Source organism: Marivita sp. NO-S04, assembly GCF_059070475.1.
Genome location: NZ_CM180980.1, coordinates 3,231,800 through 3,253,002, shown reverse-complemented (window position 1 = coordinate 3,253,002; position 21,203 = coordinate 3,231,800). Strand labels below are relative to the sequence as shown.

General features: G+C 59.7%; 20 protein-coding genes and 1 pseudogene. 4 read left to right on the top strand and 17 right to left on the bottom strand.

Annotation, left to right across the window (positions count from 1 at the left end):
* Positions 1 to 153: 153 nt before the first annotated feature.
* The 10 genes and pseudogenes from ACK3EW_RS16600 to trpS form a co-directional block, all read right to left on the bottom strand.
* Positions 154 to 1,714: pseudogene (locus ACK3EW_RS16600) on the bottom strand (ABC transporter ATP-binding protein); the annotation flags it as partial.
* 96 nt (positions 1,715 to 1,810) lie between these two features.
* Positions 1,811 to 2,806 carry a BMP family lipoprotein gene (locus tag ACK3EW_RS16595; RefSeq protein ID WP_493807040.1) on the bottom strand — a complete coding sequence of 332 codons (996 nt, stop codon included), beginning with the start codon at positions 2,804 to 2,806 and terminating at the stop codon, positions 1,811 to 1,813.
* Positions 2,807 to 2,956: 150 nt separating this feature from the next.
* Entirely contained in the window at positions 2,957 to 3,370 is a 414-nt protein-coding gene (gene rimI / locus ACK3EW_RS16590; protein WP_439118954.1) for a ribosomal protein S18-alanine N-acetyltransferase, read from the bottom strand.
* Positions 3,367 to 3,942: a tRNA (adenosine(37)-N6)-threonylcarbamoyltransferase complex dimerization subunit type 1 TsaB gene (gene tsaB, locus ACK3EW_RS16585; RefSeq protein ID WP_493807039.1), complete on the bottom strand. Its 576-nt coding sequence runs from the start codon at positions 3,940 to 3,942 to the stop codon at positions 3,367 to 3,369. Before tsaB ends, rimI begins: the two co-directional genes overlap by 4 nt.
* A complete protein-coding gene (locus ACK3EW_RS16580) occupies positions 3,932 to 4,495 on the bottom strand; it encodes a NifU family protein (protein WP_085628447.1) in 564 nt (187 codons plus the stop codon). Before ACK3EW_RS16580 ends, tsaB begins: the two co-directional genes overlap by 11 nt.
* 100 nt (positions 4,496 to 4,595) lie before the next feature.
* Positions 4,596 to 5,126: a hypothetical protein gene (locus ACK3EW_RS16575; RefSeq protein ID WP_493807038.1), complete on the bottom strand. Its 531-nt coding sequence runs from the start codon at positions 5,124 to 5,126 to the stop codon at positions 4,596 to 4,598.
* Between the two features lie 62 nt (positions 5,127 to 5,188).
* Positions 5,189 to 5,644 carry a universal stress protein gene (locus ACK3EW_RS16570; RefSeq protein WP_085628445.1) on the bottom strand — a complete coding sequence of 152 codons (456 nt, stop codon included), beginning with the start codon at positions 5,642 to 5,644 and terminating at the stop codon, positions 5,189 to 5,191.
* Positions 5,645 to 5,723: 79 nt separating this feature from the next.
* Positions 5,724 to 6,587 carry a branched-chain amino acid aminotransferase gene (locus ACK3EW_RS16565; RefSeq protein WP_493807037.1) on the bottom strand — a complete coding sequence of 288 codons (864 nt, stop codon included), beginning with the start codon at positions 6,585 to 6,587 and terminating at the stop codon, positions 5,724 to 5,726.
* A gap of 184 nt (positions 6,588 to 6,771) precedes the next feature.
* Positions 6,772 to 7,254 carry a VOC family protein gene (locus ACK3EW_RS16560; RefSeq protein ID WP_439118959.1) on the bottom strand — a complete coding sequence of 161 codons (483 nt, stop codon included), beginning with the start codon at positions 7,252 to 7,254 and terminating at the stop codon, positions 6,772 to 6,774.
* Positions 7,255 to 7,348: 94 nt separating this feature from the next.
* The gene (gene trpS / locus ACK3EW_RS16555) at positions 7,349 to 8,383 is read right to left on the bottom strand and encodes a tryptophan--tRNA ligase (protein ID WP_085628442.1); all 1,035 of its coding nucleotides are present in this window, start codon (positions 8,381 to 8,383) and stop codon (positions 7,349 to 7,351) included.
* Positions 8,384 to 8,460: 77 nt separating this feature from the next.
* Here trpS and ACK3EW_RS16550 point away from each other — a divergent pair, with 77 nt between their 5' ends.
* Positions 8,461 to 9,150: a rhomboid family intramembrane serine protease gene (locus tag ACK3EW_RS16550; RefSeq protein ID WP_493807036.1), complete on the top strand. Its 690-nt coding sequence runs from the start codon at positions 8,461 to 8,463 to the stop codon at positions 9,148 to 9,150.
* Here the strand turns inward: ACK3EW_RS16550 and murJ are convergent.
* On the bottom strand, positions 9,147 to 10,688 hold the full coding sequence (gene murJ / locus ACK3EW_RS16545) for a murein biosynthesis integral membrane protein MurJ (protein ID WP_493807035.1): 1,542 nt from the start codon (positions 10,686 to 10,688) through the stop codon (positions 9,147 to 9,149). The two genes, ACK3EW_RS16550 and murJ, sit on opposite strands and share 4 nt — an antisense overlap.
* Positions 10,689 to 10,987: 299 nt before the next feature.
* Here murJ and ACK3EW_RS16540 point away from each other — a divergent pair, with 299 nt between their 5' ends.
* Positions 10,988 to 11,197 (top strand): type II toxin-antitoxin system Phd/YefM family antitoxin, encoded by a 210-nt coding sequence (locus ACK3EW_RS16540; RefSeq protein ID WP_493807034.1) that lies wholly within the window; start codon positions 10,988 to 10,990, stop codon positions 11,195 to 11,197.
* Positions 11,198 to 11,211: 14 nt separating this feature from the next.
* Here the strand turns inward: ACK3EW_RS16540 and tnpC are convergent, their stop codons facing one another.
* The 6 genes from tnpC to ACK3EW_RS16510 form a co-directional block, all read right to left on the bottom strand.
* The gene (gene tnpC, locus ACK3EW_RS16535; RefSeq protein ID WP_301070747.1) at positions 11,212 to 12,780 is read right to left on the bottom strand and encodes an IS66 family transposase; all 1,569 of its coding nucleotides are present in this window, start codon (positions 12,778 to 12,780) and stop codon (positions 11,212 to 11,214) included.
* 55 nt (positions 12,781 to 12,835) lie between these two features.
* Positions 12,836 to 13,189 (bottom strand): IS66 family insertion sequence element accessory protein TnpB, encoded by a 354-nt coding sequence (gene tnpB / locus ACK3EW_RS16530; protein ID WP_301070749.1) that lies wholly within the window; start codon positions 13,187 to 13,189, stop codon positions 12,836 to 12,838.
* A complete protein-coding gene (tnpA, locus tag ACK3EW_RS16525; protein WP_301070753.1) occupies positions 13,186 to 13,590 on the bottom strand; it encodes an IS66-like element accessory protein TnpA in 405 nt (134 codons plus the stop codon). Before tnpA ends, tnpB begins: the two co-directional genes overlap by 4 nt.
* A gap of 296 nt (positions 13,591 to 13,886) precedes the next feature.
* The gene (locus ACK3EW_RS16520; RefSeq protein WP_493807033.1) at positions 13,887 to 15,776 is read right to left on the bottom strand and encodes a DUF4214 domain-containing protein; all 1,890 of its coding nucleotides are present in this window, start codon (positions 15,774 to 15,776) and stop codon (positions 13,887 to 13,889) included.
* A gap of 26 nt (positions 15,777 to 15,802) precedes the next feature.
* On the bottom strand, positions 15,803 to 18,565 hold the full coding sequence (locus ACK3EW_RS16515) for a [protein-PII] uridylyltransferase (protein WP_493807032.1): 2,763 nt from the start codon (positions 18,563 to 18,565) through the stop codon (positions 15,803 to 15,805).
* Between the two features lie 10 nt (positions 18,566 to 18,575).
* A complete protein-coding gene (locus tag ACK3EW_RS16510) occupies positions 18,576 to 19,757 on the bottom strand; it encodes a penicillin-binding protein activator (RefSeq protein ID WP_493807031.1) in 1,182 nt (393 codons plus the stop codon).
* Positions 19,758 to 19,847: 90 nt separating this feature from the next.
* Between ACK3EW_RS16510 and rsmI the strand changes: the two genes are divergently transcribed.
* A complete protein-coding gene (rsmI, locus tag ACK3EW_RS16505) occupies positions 19,848 to 20,705 on the top strand; it encodes a 16S rRNA (cytidine(1402)-2'-O)-methyltransferase (RefSeq protein WP_493807030.1) in 858 nt (285 codons plus the stop codon).
* A 38-nt stretch (positions 20,706 to 20,743) separates the two neighbouring features.
* Positions 20,744 to 21,169, top strand: a complete 426-nt coding sequence (locus ACK3EW_RS16500) for a YraN family protein (protein ID WP_493807029.1) — start codon at positions 20,744 to 20,746, stop codon at positions 21,167 to 21,169.
* Positions 21,170 to 21,203: the final 34 nt, after the last annotated feature.

Sequence of the window (21,203 nt, the reverse complement as noted above, 5' to 3'; positions counted from 1 at the left end):
TGGCCTCTTTTTCTGATGGGGCCTCTGCGTCTTGTGGCTCTTCGGTTGTCAATTCGGACTCAGCTCGGGCTGCTGCATCAGATTCAGCGGCCTCTTGCACCTCTTCTTCGCTCATCGCCATCGGGGAGGCCGGCATTTTTGCATGGGCCGTATCAGTGATCCCGGCCATCAGAAGGCCCAGTTCCTTTTCGTTGGTCTCGCTCGGGATGCGCTCGCCCATGATCTGGCCATCAAACATCACCGCGATGCGGTCTGAGAGCGAGAAGATCTCGTCCAGTTCGACGGATACGAGCAGGATCGCCTTTCCCTCGTCCCGAAGGCGAATGATCTGCTGATGGATGAATTCGATTGCGCCGATATCGACACCCCGCGTGGGCTGCCCGACCAATAGGATATCCGGGTTGCGTTCGATCTCACGCGCCAGAACGATCTTTTGCTGGTTGCCACCCGAGAAATTGCGCGCGGCCAGCTTGGGGTTTGGCGGGCGCACATCAAATCGTTCCATCTTGGCGGCGGCTTCGGCCTTGATGGCGGCGTTGTCCATAAGCATGCCAGACTGGATTTTCGGATCGCGATGATAGCCAAAGACAGTGTTTTCCCACGCCGTGAACGGCATGATGAGCCCTTCGCGGTGGCGGTCTTCGGGCACATGGGCGATGCCCCGCGCGCGACGTGACTGGCCGTCGGAATGCTTGCCTGTCAGGTCGATCTCTTGACCGTTGACGCGGATCGTGCCGGTGGCATTGGCATAGCCGCCCAACACCTCAAGCAGTTCAGACTGACCGTTCCCGGCAACACCGGCGATTCCAAGGATTTCACCCGCCCGCACATTGAGCGAAATGCCCTTGAGCCGTTCGACGCCTTTTTCGTCGGTCAGGCGCAGGTTTTCGACCTCAAGCACGGGCTTACCCGGTTCGGCGGGTTTCTTGTCGACCTGCAACAGCACTTTGCGGCCCACCATCATCTCGGCCAGCCGTTCGGGGCTGGTTTCCGAGGTTTTGACCGTTGCCGTCATCTCGCCACGGCGCATCACCGACACGGTGTCGGTGGCTTCCATGATTTCGCGCAGTTTGTGGGTGATCAGGATGATCGTCTTTCCCTCTTTGCGCAGGTTATCAAGGATGCGGAACAGGTGGTCTGCCTCCGCCGGGGTCAATACGCCAGTGGGTTCGTCCAGAATCAGGATATCGGCTTGCCGGTACAACGCCTTGAGGATCTCGACGCGTTGCTGATGACCGACGCTGAGGTTCTCGATCGTGGCGTCGGGATCGACATTCAATTCGTATTCTGTGGCCAGTTGCTTCAACACGCCACGCGCTTTGTTTAGCGACGGGCGGAGCAGGGGGCCATCCTCGGCACCTAGGATCACGTTCTCAAGAACGGTGAAATTCTGAACCAGCTTGAAGTGCTGAAACACCATCCCGATGCCCGCCTTGATTGCGGCCTGGCTGTCGGGGATCTGGGTTTCTTTGCCGTTGATGAAAATCTGGCCGCTGTCGGCTTTGTAAAAGCCGTAGAGGATCGACATGAGAGTCGATTTGCCCGCGCCGTTTTCACCGATGATGCCGTGGATCGTGCCCGGTTTGACGCTGATCGAGATGTTCTTGTTGGCCTGAACGGGGCCAAATGCCTTGGAGATGCCTTTGAGCTGGATGGCAGGCGGGACCGAGGCAAGGAGCGGGTCCGTTTCGGGGGCGGCAACAGCGGTATTCATGAACTATCCCTGCATCAGTCTTCGGGTCTGGTGCCCGATACATGGCGGAGCGGCCGTGACCGGCCGCTCCGAAAGTCTACGCGCGTTCTGATCGGATCAGAAGCTCAGCGCGGGGCAGCTGTCGTCGGACATGTAGTCATGCACCATCAACTCGCCGCTGGCGATCTTGGCTGAGGCCTCGTCCACGGCCGCTTTCATGTCGGCGCTAACGAGTGCTTCGTTGTGCTCGTCAAGGGCGTAGCCGATACCGCCATTGGCGATCCCCATGACGTTGATGCCTGTTTCCAGATCGGTGCCCGAGGTCATCGCATCATAGACTGCGTTGTCCACGCGCTTCATCATCGACGTGAGAACCTGACCGGGGTGCAGGTAGTTCTGGTTGCTGTCCACACCGATGGACAGGATACCTTCGTCTGCAGCGGTTTGCAGAACGCCCACGCCTGTACCGCCTGCGGCAGCGTAGACCACGTCTGCGCCTTGGCTGATCTGAGCCTTGGTCAACTCAGAGCCCTTAACCGGGTCGTTCCACGCCGCCGGAGTCGTGCCGGTCATGTTGGCCACAACCGTGGCGTCCGCGTTCACAGCCTTCACGCCTTGCGCATAGCCGCAGGCGAATTTGCGGATCAGAGGGATGTCCATGCCGCCGATAAAGCCAACTGTGCCGGATTCGGATGCCATCGCCGCCATCATACCCACAAGGTAGGAGCCTTCATGTTCGTTGAACACGACAGAGCGCACGTTCGGCTGATCGACGACCATGTCGATGATCGCAAACTTAGTGTCGGGGTAATCCGGAGCGACTTCGCCGAGCACGTTGCCGAAGGCAAAGCCGGTCATCACGATCGGGTTGTTGCCGTTCTCGGCAAAGCGGCGAAGGGCCTGTTCGCGCTGGGCTTCGGACTGAAGCTCGATCTCGCGGAATGTTTCGCCGGTTTCCTCGGCCCAACGGACGGCACCGTTAAAGGCGGCTTCGTTGAAGGATTTGTCAAACTTGCCGCCCAGATCGAAGATCAGGGCCGGTTCGGCAGCAGCCGCGCCAGCGGTGAGTGCCAAAGCAGCGGCGGCACCATAAAGTTTTGTCATGAGGGTCATTTAGCAGCTCCCAGATGTTGGACTGCGACGGCTTTATTGCGTCGCTTGGTTAGATCGGGTGATCAGCGTCAATTAAGGCTGCACGCGGACGATAGTTCAACCGCTTTTTGTGCCAGAGCCCTGTGACGTTGGCGCAGGAGCGGTTTGACCTTACGCAATGGCCAGTGAAAGCAGCATGGCATTGTCTTTTGTGCCGTCGCGCAGGGTATAATAGCCCGGCCGCGTGCCAATGGGCGCGAATCCCTTTGCCGTGTAAAAAGACTGGGCTGGTGCGTTCTGTAGCGCCACTTCCAACAGGATGCGCGTGACACCCTGCTGCTTTGCAACAGTTATGAGCTTGGACAAGAGCGAAGACGCCAAGCCTTTTCGCTGTGCCCCGGGGTCTGTGGCAATCGCCAGAATTTCACACTCGTCGGCCACAATTTGCGCTATCACGAAGCCTTGGTCCTGAGACAGGATTAGGCTGTGCTTGGCGGCGAGAGTGTCAGCGATGTCTCGCGCAGACCATGGCCGCATCTGGACATAGGCCCTGTCCATGATCTCGGCACAGCGTTCGGGTGTCACGACAGGATCACCGGGGCCGTATCCCGTGCAGGGGCGGCATCGGCAGGTTTGATGTAGAGCGGTTTGGGCCGCACCGCGGCCAGTGCATCGGCCTGTGCCGCGACCTCGGCCAGTGCGGTGATCAGCGCGTGCGCGTCTTCGGCAAAGATGGCCTCGGGTGCATCGCTTGCCGCGATGAGCGCAGGTGCTAAGCCGGGGGATTGTGCGTAGATCATGTCGCGTGGGGCAGCAACAGCAGCGGTCGCCTTAGGGTGCAGGTGATGCAGAGCATCGAGCGTGGACACGCCGATGGCCGGAACGCCAAGCCCTAATGCAAGCCCGCGTGCGGCGGACACCGAAATTCGGATTCCCGTGAAATTGCCGGGCCCGATCCCGACCCCAATGCGGCTCAGATCGGCCCATGTCTTGCCGTGCTGCGCGAGAAACGTCTCGAGCATCGGCATCAAGTGTTCGACCTGTCCGCGTGCCATCGCGTCGACACGGGTTGCGACAACTCGACCGTCGCAAAACAAAGCGGCTGCGCAATGCGCAGCCGATGTGTCAAATGCCAGAAGGGTCGTGTCAGACGGCAACCGGCCGCACCTCGGTCACTTCGGGGATGTAGTGCCGCAAAAGGTTTTCGATCCCCATTTTGAGCGTCAGGGTCGAAGATGGGCAGCCTGCGCAGGCGCCCTGCATGTGAAGGTAGACCACACCCCGGTCAAAGCCATGAAAGGTGATGTCTCCACCGTCTTGCGCCACGGCAGGACGGACGCGGCTGTCCAGCAATTCCTTGATCTGGCCCACGATCTCGCCATCTTCGCCGGTATGCTCTGCATGTCCCGAAGGTGCTTTCGCGTCGCCTGCCATGACCGGATCGCCGGATTGGAAATGCTCCATGATCGCGCCCAGAAGCGCAGGCTTCAGGTGGTCCCAATCGGTGCCGTCATCCTTGGTCACAGTGACGAAGTCATGTCCGAAAAACACGCCTTTGACGCCCGAGACCGCGAAAAGCCGCGTGGCCAGCGGCGAAACCGACGCACCTTCAGCTGTCGGGAAATCGGCAGTGCCCATGTCCAGCACGGTCTGGCCGGGTAAGAACTTGAGCGTGGCGGGGTTTGGCGTTGATTCAGTCTGGATAAACATGGCGGCACCTCCTGATGACGTTATCATATATGCGCATGCGCTGGAGCAGCGTCAAGGTTTAGAACAGTTCTAAGTCGCCGGTTTGGCAGTGCAGGTCACGCTATCGAATGGGAAGTAATGTTACCTCGAACGTGCCTGACACCGGCATCGGCGCTGACAGGTCGATGGTCTTCCCGAAATCTGCGCTTTGCCCCAGTGTTCCGATGAACGTGCCGCTGATGCGCAGCAAGTCGTCTTTAAGGTCCCGGTCTGTCACGGTGACAATCAAGCCGCCACTGTCCACCCGCCCATACCAGCGTTCGAATTCCGCATCCTCGGTTCGGCGCAGCAGCGACATTTCCGGCAGTTGTGCGCGGTCGCGCAACAGATCGAAGGCCAGCCTTAAGGATTGGAAGCGCTGCCATGTTCCCAGATCGGAAGGCCGGGTCAGAATACTAACCCTCACAAAGCCTTGCGAACCGGTCCAATCGCTATGGCCCGAGCTTAGTGGCAATTCCAGAGTTTCATCTGCCAAGGTGAGCGTTATCCGCCCCTCTTCCTTGGCGGTCGCCGTCGACGGGGCTAAGAGGCTGGTGCCGATGCAAAACGCCGACACCGCGCGCAGAAAGCGGAAACCCGAAAAAACAGTCACGCAATCCTCCTTCGTCTTGCAGCGGACACGGTTTGTCGTGCCACCTGACGCGAGGGGACGTGTCAGGTGATCGCTTCGAGCCGCTCTTTCGACAGTTCGCCCGGCACAATGGTGATCGGGATCGGCAGGCTACCCGCGTTCTTGGTCAGCTGCGTGACAAGCGGACCGGGGCCCTTTTTGCCGGAGTTCGCGCCTAGAACCAGAACGCCAATGTCCGGATCATCCTGCACCTGTGCGATGATTTCGGTCACCGCTTCACCTTCGCGGATAACAAGCTCTGGGTCGACGCCCTGCTTGTCGCGCATCCACTTGGCGAAAACCTCGAAATGCGCATGAATGCGCTCGCGCGCTTCTTCCCGCATGACTTCGCCCACACCGATCCAGTGATTGAACTCGTCCGCTGGGATGATCGACAAAATCTCCACCCCGCCGCCGGTATTGGCAGCCCGCATCGCGGCAAAGCGCATCGCGTTCAGACATTCGCGGCTGTCATCCAGGACGACTAGAAATTTACGCATAAATGTTCTCCCGCAGGGGATCATGGCTTAGGAACCGCACCCGTGCAATAGAGCTTGGCTCCAGTGTCGCAGATTGCACCTAGTGGGAAGACTGTGCCCAGTCCCAGTACATCTCGCGGACACGGCGGGTCACTGGCCCGACTTGGTAGGAGGTGTCCTCGAACCCGACCACTGGCGTGACCTTGTTCATATTGCCAGACAGGAAGACCTCATCTGCCGCTTCGAAATCGGCGAAACTCAGCACGGTTTCGTGGACCTTGGTCCCGTCGGCGCGGAGGTTGGTCATGTGGCGCAACCGGGTGATTCCCGCAAGGAAGGTGCCGTTGGCGATGGGCGTGAACACTTCGCCATCCTTGACCATGAACACATTGGCTGTGGCGCTTTCGGCCACATTGCCCATGGCGTCTGTGACCAGTGCGTTTTGGAATCCGCGCGCCTGCACTTCGGCCAGCATGCGGGCGTTGTTGGGGTAAAGACAACCTGCTTTGGCATTGACCACCGCGCTTTCGAGAACGGGGCGGCGGAACTGTGTTTTGCCCAAGGACACGCTGGCAGTTTCGGGGGCCATGGGAATTTCCTCAAGGCAGATCGCAAAGCCCGTCTTGTCGGGTGAGGGCATGATGGCCGACGCGTCTCCGTCGATCGCCCAGTACATCGGACGGATGTACACGGCTGTGTCCTTGGAATAGGCGCGCAGCCCGTCCCAAACGATCTGCACCATATCTTCGGCGCTGACAGTAGGGGTGACCATAAGCGCCTCAGCCGAGCGGTTCACCCGCTGGCAATGAGCCAGAAGATCGGGAGCCACACCATTGACGAAGCGTGCACCATCGAAAACGCCGCTGCCAAGCCATGCACCGTGATCGGCAGCATTCATGACGGCGACATCGCCATTGTGCCAAGTGCCATTGAAATAGGTGTGGATGTTCTTTCCGGTTGCCATGACGACCTCTCTTGTTGCGGCGCAGGTTAGGTGCGTGATTGGCGAAGGTCCAGACCATGCGGGGCGGAAAGGTGCTTCGAAGCACCTTGGTCCAAGCATCTTGTGAGACGCTGAGACCGCGATTTCGAAATCGCGGTCTCAAGCCTTTTCGAAAAGGCTTTCCACCACACCCGGAGTTGTCGCGTCAGGCCGCTTCGAGCAACAATGCGTCGAGGTCGAGAGGCGCGTTCATCATATTCAGCTCACCGCTTGAATTCCGGGGCCATTCCGCCTCTGGCCGGTCTCGGTAAATCTCGATCCCGTTGCCATCCGGGTCGCTGAAATAGAGCGCTTCGCTGACACCATGATCTGCAGCGCCTTCGATGTCGACACCTGCGTCAAGCGCTGTCCGTAAGGCTTGAGCCAGCGCGGCACGATCAGGGTAGAGAAAGGCCACATGAAACAAGCCGGGGCTGCGTTTGGATGCAGGCGGGCCATCTTTGCTGAACCACGTATTCAACCCGATATGATGGTGATATCCCCCCGCCGACAGGAAGGCGGCCTGATCGCCGTATTGCTGCGTCACGTCAAGCCCCATCACATCGCGGTAAAATGCGATAGAGCGTTCAAGATCCGTAACTTTGAGGTGGACATGCCCAATGGTCATGCCTTGATGCGCTTTGGTCATGGTCTGTCCTTTCGACCGGTTGGACCAAAGTAACCCTGCGCGCCTGTGCGGAAAAGGGGTAATGGCGCGCAAGATCTGTGCATCGGTGCTGAGCTTACGACACCATGCCAACGATTTCGTAAGTTTGTTTCAGAATGGGCGCCGCGATGGTGCGCGCCCGCTCGGACCCTTTGCTCAGGATCGCGTCGATCTCATCAGGCTGTTGCATCAGCCGCGCCATCTCGGTCGAAATCGGCGCGAGCTTTTCCACCGCAAGCTCGGACAGTATTGGTTTGAATTCCGAGAACGGCTTGCCACCCACATCGCGCAACACGGCCTCGACCGACTGGTCGGCGAGGGCGGCATAGATGTTAACGAGGTTGCGCGCCTCGGGGCGACCCTCAAGCCCTTCTGCCTCCGAGGGCAACGCGTCCGGGTCTGTCTTTGCCTTGCGGATCTTCTGTGCAATGGCGTCTGCATCATCGGTCAGATTGATCCGGCTGGCATCCGAAGGATCGGATTTCGACATCTTCTTGGATCCATCGCGTAGCGACATTACACGCGTAGCCGCACCTTCGATCACGGGTTCGGTGATCGGGAAGAACTCCACGCCGTAGTCATGGTTGAATTTTGTCGCGATGTCGCGGGCGAGTTCAAGATGCTGTTTCTGATCTTCGCCCACGGGCACATGGGTCGCATGATAAACCATAATGTCTGCGGCCATCAGCGCCGGATAGGCAAGCAGGCCCAACGAGGCATTCTGTGTATTCTTACCCGCCTTGTCCTTCCACTGGGTCATGCGCTGCATCCAGCCCATGCGGGCGATGCAGTTGAAAATCCAAGCCAATTGCGTGTGCTCTGCGACCTGGCTCTGGTTGAACAGGATGGATTTCGCAGGATCGAGGCCGGATGCGATATAGCCCGCGGTCAACTCGCGGGTCTGGCGGCGCAGAACGTCGGGTTCGAACAGCGTGGCGGTGATCGCGTGCAGGTCGACGATGCAATAAATCGTCTCGAATTCCTCATCCTGCTTTTCGACAAAGCGCTTGATCGCGCCAAGGTAGTTGCCCAGCGTCAGCCCTCCAGACGGCTGAATCCCCGAAAAAATCCGGGGTGTGAACGCGGGAGAGGTTTGGACCCCCTCGGACATGGCAAAACTCCATCTGGCAAAACTGGTGCTGGTGCCTTACCCATGACCCCAAGTGCCGTCAAGCAAGGGCCCGAGCAGTGACCCATCCGCATAACGAACCCCCGCTGAATCCGCTGCCTCCGGTGGTGATCGCGCTTTTCCTTGTCATTGTTGGGTTGGAGGTTGCCTTCAATCTTGGCGCGCGCGGTCTTGTTGGCGGACCACAGGCCGTGGGGTGGCGTCTTGGCACGCTGGAGCGGTTTGCCTTTTCGGCCGAGATTTTCGATTGGATGCGCGAGTCCGGGCGTTGGCCCATCGAACATGTGATGCGGTTTGTCTCGTACCCGTTTGTCCATGCCAGCTTTACACATGCGCTGTTTGCCGGAGTCATGTTGCTGGCCCTCGGCAAGATGGTGGACGAAGCGATGGGCAGCTTTGCGGTGCTGTTGATCTTCTTTGTCGCGGCCGCCGGTGGTGCGTTGGTATATGCGCTGACCGTAGGCGGCTCCACGCCGCTGATCGGAGCGTTTCCTGCCGTCTATGGTTTGATCGGTGGGTTCACCTACTTGCTTTGGCTGCGGCTGGGGCAGTTGGGTGAAAAACAGGTGCGCGCATTCACCCTGATCGGGTTTCTGTTGGCGATCCAATTGATTTTCGGTCTTCTTTTCGGGGCGAATGCCGAATGGGTGGCTGATTTGGCAGGCTTTGCTATCGGGTTCGTGATGTCGATAATTCTGGTGCCCGGCGGGTGGGCGAGGTTGGTCGACCGGTTGCGTCAGCGCAATTAACGTCGTCGGAAGGCGTCGCGGAATTCGCGTAGGGAGAAGGCACCAATGCCTTGTCCAATCAATGCATAGCTGATCATTCCCAAAACGATCAGCGCGCCCAGCGCAAGGAAGCGGATACCTGCCATTTCGAGTAGGGGACCGAGCAGAAGCGTGCCGGCCCAGAGCACGCCACCCATTGCTGCTGAAGCGAGGCATACCCGCCAGATGCGACGGCGGAAGCGCTCGTCGAACCGAGCGACATCGCCCATTTTGCGGCTCCCTTTCGCCAGCATCCAAACCATGACCCAACCGGCCAGTGTCGTGGCGATGGCAGGTGCGATCCAGCCGAGGACAGGCGCCAGTCCAACGGCAACTGCCGCGTTCACCACCATCGCCCAAACCGCAAATCGAAACGGGGATTTCGTGTCCTCGCGCGCAAAGAACAAGGGTTGCAGAACCTTCTGTAAAACAAAGGCGGGAAGCCCCAAACCATAGATCGCGACCGCCGCTGCGATGGCTGCGGAATCGTCGGCGCCAGTGGCGCCACGTTCGAACAGCACCGAAACGAGCGGCAGGGGGATCACGACCAAGGCAACCGCTGCCGGGATGGTCAGAGCCAGCGACAGTTCTCCGGCACGCGAGAAGGCGTGTTTGGCCCCGGTGTCGTCCTGCGCGGTAAGGCGTCTGGACAGGTCTGGCAAAAGCACGATCCCGACTGCAATACCAACCACACCAAGGGGCAGTTGATAAAGCCTGTCTGCTGCATAAAGCCAGCCCACGGCCTTGTCGAAATGCGACGCAACCTGTTGACCGACCAGCAGATTGATCTGCATGACCCCCCCGGCCAGTGCCGCCGGGATGGCGACGACAACCAGACGCTTCATCTCGGGCGTCCAACGTGGCCGCATCGGGCGAAGGCGGAGTCCGGCGCGGTCGGTGGCGGCCCAGACAAGGGCGAGTTGGGCGACGCCTGCGACAGGCACGGTCCAAACCAGCCAACGGATCACTTCACCTCCGGTGTGGGCAGCCCAAGCCATTGAGATGCAGACGAAAATATTGAGAAACACAGGTGCGGCGGCCGCGGCGGCAAAACGACCCGTGGCGTTCAGAACACCGGAAAACAGGGCAGTCAGCGACATCAGCAGGATATAAGGGAAGACGATGCGTCCATACTCCACCGTCAGATCGAACCGCGCGTCGCCGACGAAGCCACCGGCGGTCAGCCAGACAAGAGCGGGCATGAAGATCATGGCAACAGCACTTAGAATGAGCAGAACGAAAGCCAGCCCCGACAGCGCCTGAGTGGCAAAGCCGACCGGGTCGTCATCAGTCTCTAACCGCTTGGAAAACATGGGAACGAAGGACGCGTTGAACGCACCTTCGGCGAAAAAGCGACGGAACATGTTGGGCAGACGGAAGGCGGCGACAAAGGCATCCATCACCGGGCCGGGGCCGATATAGGCGAGGATCATGACCTCGCGCAGAACACCCAGAACCCGGCTCATCAGGGTCCAGAAGCCGACGGTGAGAACACCGGAAATAAGGCGAATGGGTTTCATGCGGGCTCCTTGCGCGTGCAGACCGGGGTAGAGCAGAAATCGTCTGGCGAAAAGTGCCTGTTGTACGGCTCATGTAGGTGAACCGTACGGTTCAAAGCTGGATTTGGGCTGATTTCAACGGATCTTGCCGGGGTTTCACCCGCACCACGCCCAACCGTACGGGACATATGCCGGTGTCGTACGCTTTATCCGTACGGTTCGTCAAATCGGCGGCTCTTTGGCGAACCGCGCTGCGCGCTTACCTTTCGTCAACGATTTCATCCCAAAGTGAACAGGATCGCCAAAACTGGGAATCGTTTGTGTACATTTTCAATCTGTCACCTATCGAGGATATCAACACCGATTGGCTGCGCAGCCATCTGCGATATGTGTTGAACGAGGTAAATCACGGCGCGCGCTATGCGATCCTGCGCCGTGGGCAACCCGTTGCAGGGCTTGTTCCGATCACCGAGGCGCGCGCACTGTTCGAAGCAACGCGCGCGGACCGAAAATACGTAAGCGGTGTCTGAAGGGCACTTGGGTTTCAGCTTGACGGCTGGAAGTTCCAAGGAAGCAACTCGTCGATGCGGTGTTGCGGATGTCCGGCCGCAATGGCTTCGAGCGTAGCCTTGAGATAGGCGAAAGGCTCGATGGCGTTGATCTTGGCGGTCTCGATCAGGGATGCGATGCGGCCCCATGCCTTGCCCCCCTCGTCATGACCGGCGAACAATGCGTTTTTCCTGTTCAAAGCAATCGGCCTGACCAGATTTTCGACCTTGTTGGAGTCGATCTCGACGCGTCCGTCCGTCAGGAAGGTCTGCAAACCATCCCAGTGTCGGTGGATGTAGGCAAGCTTCTCTCCGAGGCGCGATTTGGCCGAGATGCGCAGGCGCTGCGCTTGTAGCCAGATGCCGAAGGCTTCGACCAGTGGCGCGGATCGTGCCTGGCGCGCTGACAGGCGCTGGCCCGGGGACGTGTCGCGGATGTCTTTCTCGACGGCATAGATTCCTGCGATCTGGCGCAGGCCCTCGGCGGCGATCTCGGAACCATCGCGATCGAAGATTTCCTTGAGCTTGCGACGCGCATGCGCCCAGCAATGGGCGACAACGATCGGATCACCGCCCTTGCGGTCAGGGCGCGTCAGCCGGTTGTAGCCCTGGTAGCCATCGAGTTGCAGCGTGCCGTTGAAGCCGGTCAGGAATTTCTCGGCATTCTCCCCGCGGCGATCGGGAGCATAGAAAAAGACGACCCCGGGGGGATCATCGCCGCCCCATGACCGATCATCGCGCGCCAGAGCCCAGAGGTAGCCTGTTTTTGTCCGCCCGCGGCCCGGATCGAGGACCGGCGCCGTGGTTTCGTCCATGAACAGCTTCGTGGATGTCTTCAGGTGCTCGGCCAGCCGGTCCACGATGGGTCCAAGGTGGAAAGCTGCCACACCGACCCAATCAGCCAGCGTCGAGCGGTGAATGTCGATGCCAGAGCGGGCGAGGATCTGTGATTGTCGGTAGAGCGGGGCATGGTCCGCATATTTGCTGACCAGAACATGCGCGATGGCGCCTTCGGTTGGGAGCCCGCCCTCGATCAGCCATGCGGGCGTCGGTGCTTGTGTGACCCCATCGGTGCAGGTGCGGCAGGCATATTTTGGGCGGACCGTCACGATCACACGGCACTGTGCCGGGACGATGTCGAGCCGCTCGTTGCGGTCCTCGCCGATCCTGTGCATCTGCCCGCAACCACAGGGGCACATCAGGCTGTCGGGTTCGACTACCTGCTCGATGCGTGGCAAACCGGCGGGCAGGTTGCCGCGGTTGCGCCTGGCCACTCGCTTTCGCTTGGGCTTGTCGTCTCCGGGCGTCTGCACCTTCTTTTGTTCACGGGCCTCGGCGACGGCAGCTTCAAGATCCTCGAAGGTCAGCTGGCGATCATCTTCGCTGAGCTTCTCGGACTTCTTGCCGTGGACCACCTGGTTCAGCTCGGCCACCAGATGCTCAAGACGTTTGACGATGTCCTCCAGCTCCGCGGCCCGCGCAGCTTTTGCCTTCAAGGCCTCAAAAGCTACGCGGTATTCCGGTGGCAGGACGGACAGATCGAGGTCTTTGGCAGCGGCGCTCATGATCAGTATTATACACTGGGATCAAAGCCATGATCCCTGCATTCGTCGCCCCGAGTCACTCCGCCGCAGCTGGTGGGCGGGTCTCCAGCGCCTTGACCTTGCGCCAGTCCAGCCCGGAAAAAAGCGCCTCGAACTGTGCGTGGTTCAGCGCCATCATTCCGTCCTTGATCGTGGGCCAGGTGAAGGTCGTGTCCTCGAGCCGTTTGTAGGCCATGACCAGACCGCTGCCGTCCCAATAGAGAAGCTTCAGCCGGTCCAAGCGCTTGGCCCGAAACAGGAACACTGTCCCGGTGAACGGATCTTTGCGGAGCACGGTCTGCACCATGGCTGTCAGCCCGTCGTGTCCTTTTCTGAAGTCAACCGGCTGCGTTGCCACCAAAATGCGCACACGGTTCGAAGGGAAGATCATGCGCCACCCCCAAGCGCACGCACGATGTCCCCAATCCGGGCTGCAGGCGTGGCACCGTCCAGCCGGACAGAAACCGATCCAGCTACGATCTCGATTGCCCTACTCGCCGAACCCGTATCTTCCGCCGATGGCGAACTTTCGACATCGAACATCACCAACGGGGCGAAGTCCGTGTCAGCCTCTGGCGCGGGCAAAACAAGTTCACCATCCTTGGCCAGCCGCCGCCATCCCGACAGGTGGTTCGGGCGAAGGTTATACTTGCGCGCAACGTCATTCACCGTTGCTCCAGGCACCAGCGTTTCTGCCACGATCCGCGCTTTCACACGATCTGGCCACCGTCGGCTCCCGGTCCGTGAGACCTCAACGCCCAAACGCGTGAGAAACTCGTTCGTAGTCTCCATGGCGAAACTCACCTCCTGTTATCCAACAGGGCGTGAGTCTCAAATCACAAGGATCAAGAGAAGGTGGGCGCCACACAGCGCTTACGAAAATACCGCGAAATTCACGAAGGACTGAAACGGCGCGACGAAGATCGCTTGCGGCAGGCCGTTGCCGATTTGGGCCAGGCTGAAAGCGCACTGTATACGGGTGCGACGTGAACGAGTCGCCTGGCTGGACCCAGCACACTTGGACTGCGCTGCTTCTGCGGGCGCTTGTCCAGCTGCAAGCCATGATCCGTGCCGAGTGGTGGACCGTGTCAGGCGATGTCCGCAAAGGGATTGTCGATGACCCCGACCACCGGCATCAGCAAATCCGTGCTGCCGGTTTCAGCAACGGCAAGCGAGGCGTCGGACAAATCCTGAGCTGCAGTAAGGCTTGCGGCACTGCCGTTGAAGACATCCATCACGTCGTTGGCGGCAGTGAGATCGTTCTGACCCTGAATCACCGCGAAATAGAGCCCCAGATCGGTCTTGGATTCGATATAGGCAACATCGGCGGGCGATCCGGTCGCAGCGCGCGCTCCAGCGAGGAGGTCAAGAATGAAACTGCTCGCCGTTATGTTGCCAGCGTTCAATTGACCTGTCCAGAAATTGAAACCGTCCAGTTCGGGGTCGCGGCCCAGCACGTTGTTGTAGACCGCTGTCACGAAATCGCTGTTGCTCATGTCAGAATACAGCGCAACTGTTTCCGGCTGTTCAAAGAACAGATCTGCAATCGCCTCGAAGGAGAAACCGTTTTTTTGGAAAGCAGTGGCCCAGAACGAAAGTCCCAGCGCGTCTGGCGCACGGTTGAAATAGGCGATGTAGAGTTCGGTCAGGGTTGTCAGATTGGCGGCAGAGATCAGACCGATCCCGTCGTGTTTGTCGAGTTCGAACGCGACGCCGCCTTCGGTTTCGATCGTCTCCACGCGCAGCAAAGCCGTCTCATCCGCCGGGTCGGACCTGTCACTGACCGTTGTGCGGACTCCGAAGAAGGTGAGCGTCATCTCTCCTTGCGATATGCTGTCAATACGCACGAGGTCATCCCCGTCACCGCCGTCAATGCTGTCATTTCCGGACATATCGGCGAGGAAGAGGTCATCGCCACCATAGAGAATGACCCGCTGCGCCCCGGGGCCGTCTGCAACAATATCGGCAAGGTTTGTGGCAAAGAGTATGGTCGCATCCGGGATTGTGGTGAAATCAAAGGTTTCCACATTACCAAAGCCGTCGTTTTCAATGACGCCTGTTGTGAAATCGAGGTTCAGCCCAGCAGTGGCATCGGTGAAAAAGAAGTCAAGAATGGGCACGCCAGTGCTGCCTGGATCGACATTGTAGACATCCGCTCCCAGACCGCCAGCCAGAGCGATAACCTGACCTTCGGCGAGACGAATGGTGAAGGTGTCCGCGCCAGCGGTGCCCTCAAGGCTCAGGTATTGATCTATTGCGCCCGAGACGTTTTGCAGGGTATCGGTGAAGCCAGCCGTATTGACGGTGCCGGTGTTCGTGACAGCATCGATATCAAAGGTCACTGGTGTGTCGATTGTATCGTAATCGAGAAAGAAACCGGGGCCATTGGGATCACTGCTGTCGAAGGTAATGACATCATTGCCAAGACTGCCCACGATGCGGTCGCCATCGGATGTGCTGGCCCCAGTGTTTATGACATCATTGCCGGACCCACCTTCGATTGCATCATCAAAAGGCGATCCTTCAAAGATGATCGGACGGCTGATGAGCGGCAGAAACCCGGCCCAGGCCAGTTCCTGATCAAAGCCACTGAGCCCTCCGCTGGCGTCAAGGACAATCTGTACGGACGTGTTGAAGAGGCTGGCCAATCCGGAGAAATCGGACCTCTCGCCAATATCGGTCAGCGCGTCCTGAAAGGCAGAGGCCGACCAGTTGATGCCGGTGATCTGCGCCTGTTCGATATCGAGCCCGTTGAATTCCATGGACGTGATCACGCCGGATTGGAAACGGCCTGCGGCGTCTGCGCTGAGCCCGACGCCCCGCAGCACCACGTTGACATTGGCCTGCGTGAATATGGTGTGGGTGAAAATCGCCTCGGTCGGCGATACCACGTCCAATGTCACGCGCAGCGTCAAGCTGCTGTCAAAAAAGGACTGTTCCAGAAAACGGGTGTTGTTGCCGGTGTAGGTAAACTGCATGCAATCGTCCTGAATATATTTTGGGGTTACTGTTCCTTGGCCCGCGCCGCGCCTTCGGAAATGGCGATGCGCAGCTTGGTCTCAAGAGATTTCTGTTTGCTTTCGGAATGGAATTTGAGGCCAAACATGTCCTTGACGTAGAACGTGTCCACAACCTGTTCGCCGTAGGTCGCGATCACTGCGGAGGCGATGTACACGTTGGCGTTGGCCATGGTGCGGGTCAGGTCGAACAGCAGGCCGGGGCGGTCGCGTGTGTCGACTTCGATGATGGTGTAGATTTCCGACCCTTCGTTGTCGAAGGTGATGGATGTCGGGACATTGAAAGCGCGTTCGCGTTTCTTGATCTTGTCGCGCGGTTTTATGGCCTCACGCGGAACTATGTCACCGCGCAGGGTTTTGGAGATCATGTCGCGCAGGCGGGGAATGCGCACGTCCTCGTAGGGCGATCCATCGCTGTCCTGAATCCAGAAGACGGCCGTGGCGAACCCGTCTTTCGATGTAAAGGTGCGGGCATCGACGACATTTGCGCCCACCAGAGCCAAGGCGCCGGCGAGCCGCGAGAAGATGCCGGGGTGGTCTGACAGGGCAAAACACACGCGGGTTGCATCGCGGTCCTCATCGGGATGGATGTCGATGCGAATTTCGTTGTTGCCGATGTCGCGCAACAGTTCGGCAAAGATCTTGTGGGCGGTGACGTGCAGACCTTGCCAGTAGGGCTGGTAGTGGCGGCCGGTTTCGATACGCAGGTCCTTGGTATCCCAACCTTCGAGCGCGTTGCGGAGGGCTTTCTTGGCCTCGGCACCGCGGTTTTCGCGGTTGAGCGCCTCCATCCCGTCTTCGAGCGCGCGGCGTGTCTGGCGGTAGAGCGCGCGGATCAGCACAGCTTTCCAGTTGTTCCAAGTGCCGGGGCCCACGCCGCGGATGTCACATACGGTTAGGACACAAAGCAGATCGAGCCGCTCGCGGGTTTGCACCGCCTTGGCGAAATCGCGCACAGTGCGCGGGTCGGCGATGTCGCGTTTCTGGGCCATATCCGACATCAGAAGGTGGTAGCGCACCAGCCATTCGACGGTGGCGCATTCCTGTTTATTGAGACCCAGACGGGGTGCCACCTTGCGGGCGATCTTGGCGCCGAGGACCGAGTGATCCTCGTCCCGTCCCTTGCCGATGTCGTGCAAGAGCAGCGCAACGTAGAGCACCTTGCGGTTGATGCCGTGTTTGAGGATCGAGCTGGCGACGGGCAGGTCTTCTTCCAGGTGGCCGTTTTCGATCTCGCTCAGGTGCCAGATGCATTGGATCGTGTGTTCGTCCACCGTGTAGTGGTGGTACATGTTGAACTGCATCATCGCCACGATCGGTTCGAATTCGGGGATGAAAGCCGCCAAAACACCCAGTTCGTTCATGCGCCGCAGGGCGCGTTCGGGGTTGCCGTGTTTGAGCAGAAGGTCGAGGAAGATGCGCTGGGCTTCCTTGTCGTTGCGCATGTCCTTGTCGATTAGGTTCAAGTTGGCGCTGATCAGGCGCATGGCATTGGCGTGGATCAGCAGACCGGTGCGCAGTGCTTCTTCAAAGATGCGCAGGAGGTTCATTTTGTCGGCCAGAAAAGCCTTGTCGTCGGTGATGGCGAGGCGGTTGTTCACCACCTCGTAGCCGTCGCGCGTCTTGGGCTGGCGCTTGAAGAGCCGCATCAAAAGAGGTGGTTCCTTTTGCTGCGAAGCTTCGAGCGAGGTGAGAAAGATGCGGGTCAGGTCGCCGACGGAGGTGGCGTGGCGGAAGAAATCCTGCATAAAGATCTCGACGCCGCGGCGGCCACCTTTGTCGGCATAGCCCATGCGATCAGCCACTTCGACCTGCATGTCGAAGGTGAGTTGTTCAGTGGCGCGGCCCGAGGCGAGATGCAGGTGGCAGCGCACGGCCCAGAGAAAGTTCTCTGCTTTGACGAAGGTCTGGAATTCCTCGGGGCGGAACACGCCCGCGCGGACCAGTTTGCTTAGGTCGTCGGTGTGATGGATGTACTTGGCGATCCAGAACAGCGATTGCAGGTCGCGCAGCCCGCCTTTGCCTTCTTTCACATTGGGTTCGACCATGTAGCGCTGGCCTTGCTTGACGTGCCGGGCATCGCGCTCGGCCAATTTCGCATCGACGAATTCGACCTCGGTGCCCTTGAAAAGCGTATTCCAGAGCTTGGAGTCAAGCTCGACCGCCAAGGGTTCATAGCCGACCAGAAAGCGGTGTTCGAGCATGGCGGTGCGGATGGTGAAGTCATCGGCACCTAGGCGCAGGCAGTCTTTGACGGTGCGCGACGAATGCCCGACTTTCAGTTTCAGATCCCACAGGATGTAGAGCATGGATTCGATCACGCTCTCGGCCCATGCGGTGATCTTGTAAGGCGTGAGAAACAACAGATCGACATCGGAAAACGGAGCCATCTCGCCGCGCCCATAGCCGCCGACTGCCAAAACCGACAGGCGTTCGCCCTCGGTCGGATTGGGGTTGCGGTGGACACGCTCTGTGACGATCTCGAATGTCAGCGTGATTACCTGATCGGTGAGCCACGTGTAGCCCGTGGTCACAGACAGGGCATTGCGCGGCTGCGCATCAAGCCGCGCTGCAACGGCAGCACGCCCGGTTTTCTGCGCGTCCTTGAGAACCGCGACAACCGCGTTGCGCACCTCGCGCTCGTCATACATGTCGCCAACTGCGGCCCACATCGCGTCTTGCGTGGCGGGCACATCGAGAATGTCGGAGAAGTCATCGGAGGCGGTGGGCGCCCCCGATGGGTTGGTCATGCTCAGGGATTTAGAAGCCTGCGCCGCCGAAGCCGGATGGGGCTGGGTCAAGGATGGTCACCTGGTTGTTGCGCACGGTCGCCACTGCGAGACCGCGTTCATTGGTTCCGTCCGGGCGTAACCGGAAGACGCCATTTGCGCCTTGAAAGCCCGAATTCTGTGTCAGCGCCCGCGCAGTGAGAGCATCGGATCGGCCTTGGCGAACCAAAGCGCCAATGGCTGCGATGCCGTCGAAGGCAAGACCGGCCAGCGGATGTGGCTCTTGCCCGAATTGCGCCCGATAGCGGCTGTCGAAGGCGTTTTTGGCTGCGGTGTCAGGCAGGGTGAAATAACCGCCCTGTGCGCCCGGCATGGACAGGATCTGTGTCGGCACATCCCAGCGTGCGAGGCCCATATACTGGGTTGTCGCGGGGTTGACCCCTGCTTCGGGCAGAAGTTGCAGCAACATTGGCAGCGCGCTTGCGGCGTTCGATGTCAGGAAGATCGAGTCGGCACCCGTAGCGCCGATGGACGCGCGGATGCGCGGTACGGCTGAAGCCACACCTTCCTGCGAAAACGCAAAGGATTCGATGGCGGCGACGCGCACGCCGGTCTCGCTTGCTGCAGCTTGAATCGCGGCCTTGCCGAATTCGCCTTCGACGTTCTGCGGGTGCACAATCACAACGGAATTGCGGCCCTGACGGGATGCATAGCCGAGCAAACGGTTCGCGGTGTTGCGGAAGGTTGGGCCGAGTACGAACACATTTCCGCCTGCGATGGAGGGGTTGTTCGAGAAACTGAGTACGTTGACGCCGTTGTCGGCAACCGCGACGCCTGCGGCATTCGCCGCTTCGCCAAAGAGCGGGCCAAGAATGATCTGTGCGCCTTCGGCAACGGCAGTTTCGGCCTGAAGGGCCGCGCGCTGGGCATCCCCCGCGGTGTCGTAGACGCGCAGGTCGATCTGCACCCCGTCGAGCGAGGCGACAGCAAGACGTGCGGCGTTTTCAAGGCTGGCCGCAACGGCCCCAGCGCCACTGTCACTGCGGGGAATCAACAAAGCCACAGGGACAGGCGCGTTCGTGTTGACGCTGGGCCCGGACCCACTGCTGGGGGCGGTCATCATCGTCGGATCACAGGCCGCCAGACCGATGAAGGCCGCGACTGCAGCGGCTTTGCGCAACAGCTTGCGGGGGGTGGACAAAACAGCCAACATAAAACGCGCTCCCTTGGCGCGCCGAACAGGATTTGGGCGCGCTTCATTAATTGGGACCGATAATAGACAACGACAAAGGCGGGTCCAGACATGAATTGGCAGACACGCGAGATCGCGCCGGGGTTGTATCTGGTGGCGACACCGCTGGGCAATGCGCGTGACATCACACTGCGCGCGCTTGACCTGCTGGCCGGGGCGAACGTGCTTGCAGCAGAGGATACGCGGTCGTTGCGGCGGTTGATGGAGATCCACGGTGTGGCGTTGGGAGACCGTCCATTGGTGGCCTATCATGATCACAATGGAGATCGGGCGCGGCCCCGCCTGATGGCCGCATTGGAGGCGGGGCAGTCGGTTGTCTATGCGTCGGAAGCAGGCACTCCGTTGATCTCGGACCCGGGATTCGACTTGATGCGGGCGGCGTTGCAGGCCGGAGTGCCCTGCACCACGGCACCGGGGGCAACGGCGGCGGTTGCTGCCCTGACCCTGTCTGGTCTGCCGTCGGACCGTTTCCTGTTCGCCGGGTTCCTGCCCAACACTGCGAGCAAGCGGAAAACGGCGCTGGCGGAATTCGTCGGTGTGCCGGCGACGTTGATCTTTTACGAATCCCCAAAGCGATTGGGCGCGATGCTGCGCGATGCGGCCGAGGTGTTGGGACCAGACCGGGACGCGGTGGTGTGCCGGGAGTTAACCAAGAAATTCGAAGAGCGTTGTGCGGGGTCGTTGGCGGATTTATCCACCAAGTATTCCGAAGAAACCCCGAAGGGTGAAATCGTCGTTCTGATCGATCGCGGTATTGGTGCAGTCACAGATCAGGCGACGCTGGACGAGGCTTTGCAGGATGCGTTGATACGGTTGTCGGTCAAGGATGCGGCCAGCGAAGTGTCTAAGGTTTTTGGGATTCCGCGCCGCGAGGCGTATCAAAGGGCGATGGCGTTAGCCAAAAATTGATGTCTTGGAGGTAGGGTCGGTGATTGAAGGGATACTTTATGCCATTTGACTTTCAGACCGATGCCGTTGGGGCCAATGTTCCCAACCATGCCGCAGCGCCAGTTGGCGATGCGCGGCGGACAAATTACCATGCTGGGGTGAGCGCTGAACAGGCTGTTGCGCGTCACTATCAGGACAGGGGTGCCGTGCTGCGAGAGATCCGTTGGCGCGGGCGCTGTGGTGAGATCGACCTGATCCTGTCGGAAGGCGACAATGTTGTTTTCGTGGAGGTCAAGAAAAGCCGCACCCATGCAGCTGCCGTGCAACGAGTGACGGCGCGGCAGCTTGGCCGTATTTTGCGCAGCGCGGAAGATTATCTGGGCCAATGTCCGGCGGGAGCCCTTACCGATGCGCGACTGGATGTGGCGCTGGTGGATGCGCAGGGCAGGATCGACATCATTCCGAATGCCAGCATGGGCCTCTGACGCGGCGATCTTGCACGCCCTCATGGCTTGCGCC

What these genes read in the sequence shown, in the direction of transcription:
- rsmI (WP_493807030.1), top strand. Translation starts at nt 19,848, where the DNA reads ATGAATTGGCAGACACGCGAGATCGCGCCGGGGTTGTATCTGGTGGCG.
- ACK3EW_RS16580 (WP_085628447.1), bottom strand. Translation starts at nt 4,495, where the DNA reads ATGTTTATCCAGACTGAATCAACGCCAAACCCCGCCACGCTCAAGTTC.
- ACK3EW_RS16565 (WP_493807037.1), bottom strand. Translation starts at nt 6,587, where the DNA reads ATGGCAACCGGAAAGAACATCCACACCTATTTCAATGGCACTTGGCAC.
- ACK3EW_RS16560 (WP_439118959.1), bottom strand. Translation starts at nt 7,254, where the DNA reads ATGACCAAAGCGCATCAAGGCATGACCATTGGGCATGTCCACCTCAAA.
- ACK3EW_RS16515 (WP_493807032.1), bottom strand. Translation starts at nt 18,565, where the DNA reads ATGACCAACCCATCGGGGGCGCCCACCGCCTCCGATGACTTCTCCGAC.
- ACK3EW_RS16500 (WP_493807029.1), top strand. Translation starts at nt 20,744, where the DNA reads ATGCCATTTGACTTTCAGACCGATGCCGTTGGGGCCAATGTTCCCAAC.
- tnpA (WP_301070753.1), bottom strand. Translation starts at nt 13,590, where the DNA reads ATGGAGACTACGAACGAGTTTCTCACGCGTTTGGGCGTTGAGGTCTCA.
- ACK3EW_RS16510 (WP_493807031.1), bottom strand. Translation starts at nt 19,757, where the DNA reads ATGTTGGCTGTTTTGTCCACCCCCCGCAAGCTGTTGCGCAAAGCCGCT.
- ACK3EW_RS16520 (WP_493807033.1), bottom strand. Translation starts at nt 15,776, where the DNA reads ATGCAGTTTACCTACACCGGCAACAACACCCGTTTTCTGGAACAGTCC.
- tnpB (WP_301070749.1), bottom strand. Translation starts at nt 13,189, where the DNA reads ATGATCTTCCCTTCGAACCGTGTGCGCATTTTGGTGGCAACGCAGCCG.
- ACK3EW_RS16570 (WP_085628445.1), bottom strand. Translation starts at nt 5,644, where the DNA reads ATGCGTAAATTTCTAGTCGTCCTGGATGACAGCCGCGAATGTCTGAAC.
- ACK3EW_RS16595 (WP_493807040.1), bottom strand. Translation starts at nt 2,806, where the DNA reads ATGACCCTCATGACAAAACTTTATGGTGCCGCCGCTGCTTTGGCACTC.
- tnpC (WP_301070747.1), bottom strand. Translation starts at nt 12,780, where the DNA reads ATGAGCGCCGCTGCCAAAGACCTCGATCTGTCCGTCCTGCCACCGGAA.
- murJ (WP_493807035.1), bottom strand. Translation starts at nt 10,688, where the DNA reads ATGAAACCCATTCGCCTTATTTCCGGTGTTCTCACCGTCGGCTTCTGG.
- trpS (WP_085628442.1), bottom strand. Translation starts at nt 8,383, where the DNA reads ATGTCCGAGGGGGTCCAAACCTCTCCCGCGTTCACACCCCGGATTTTT.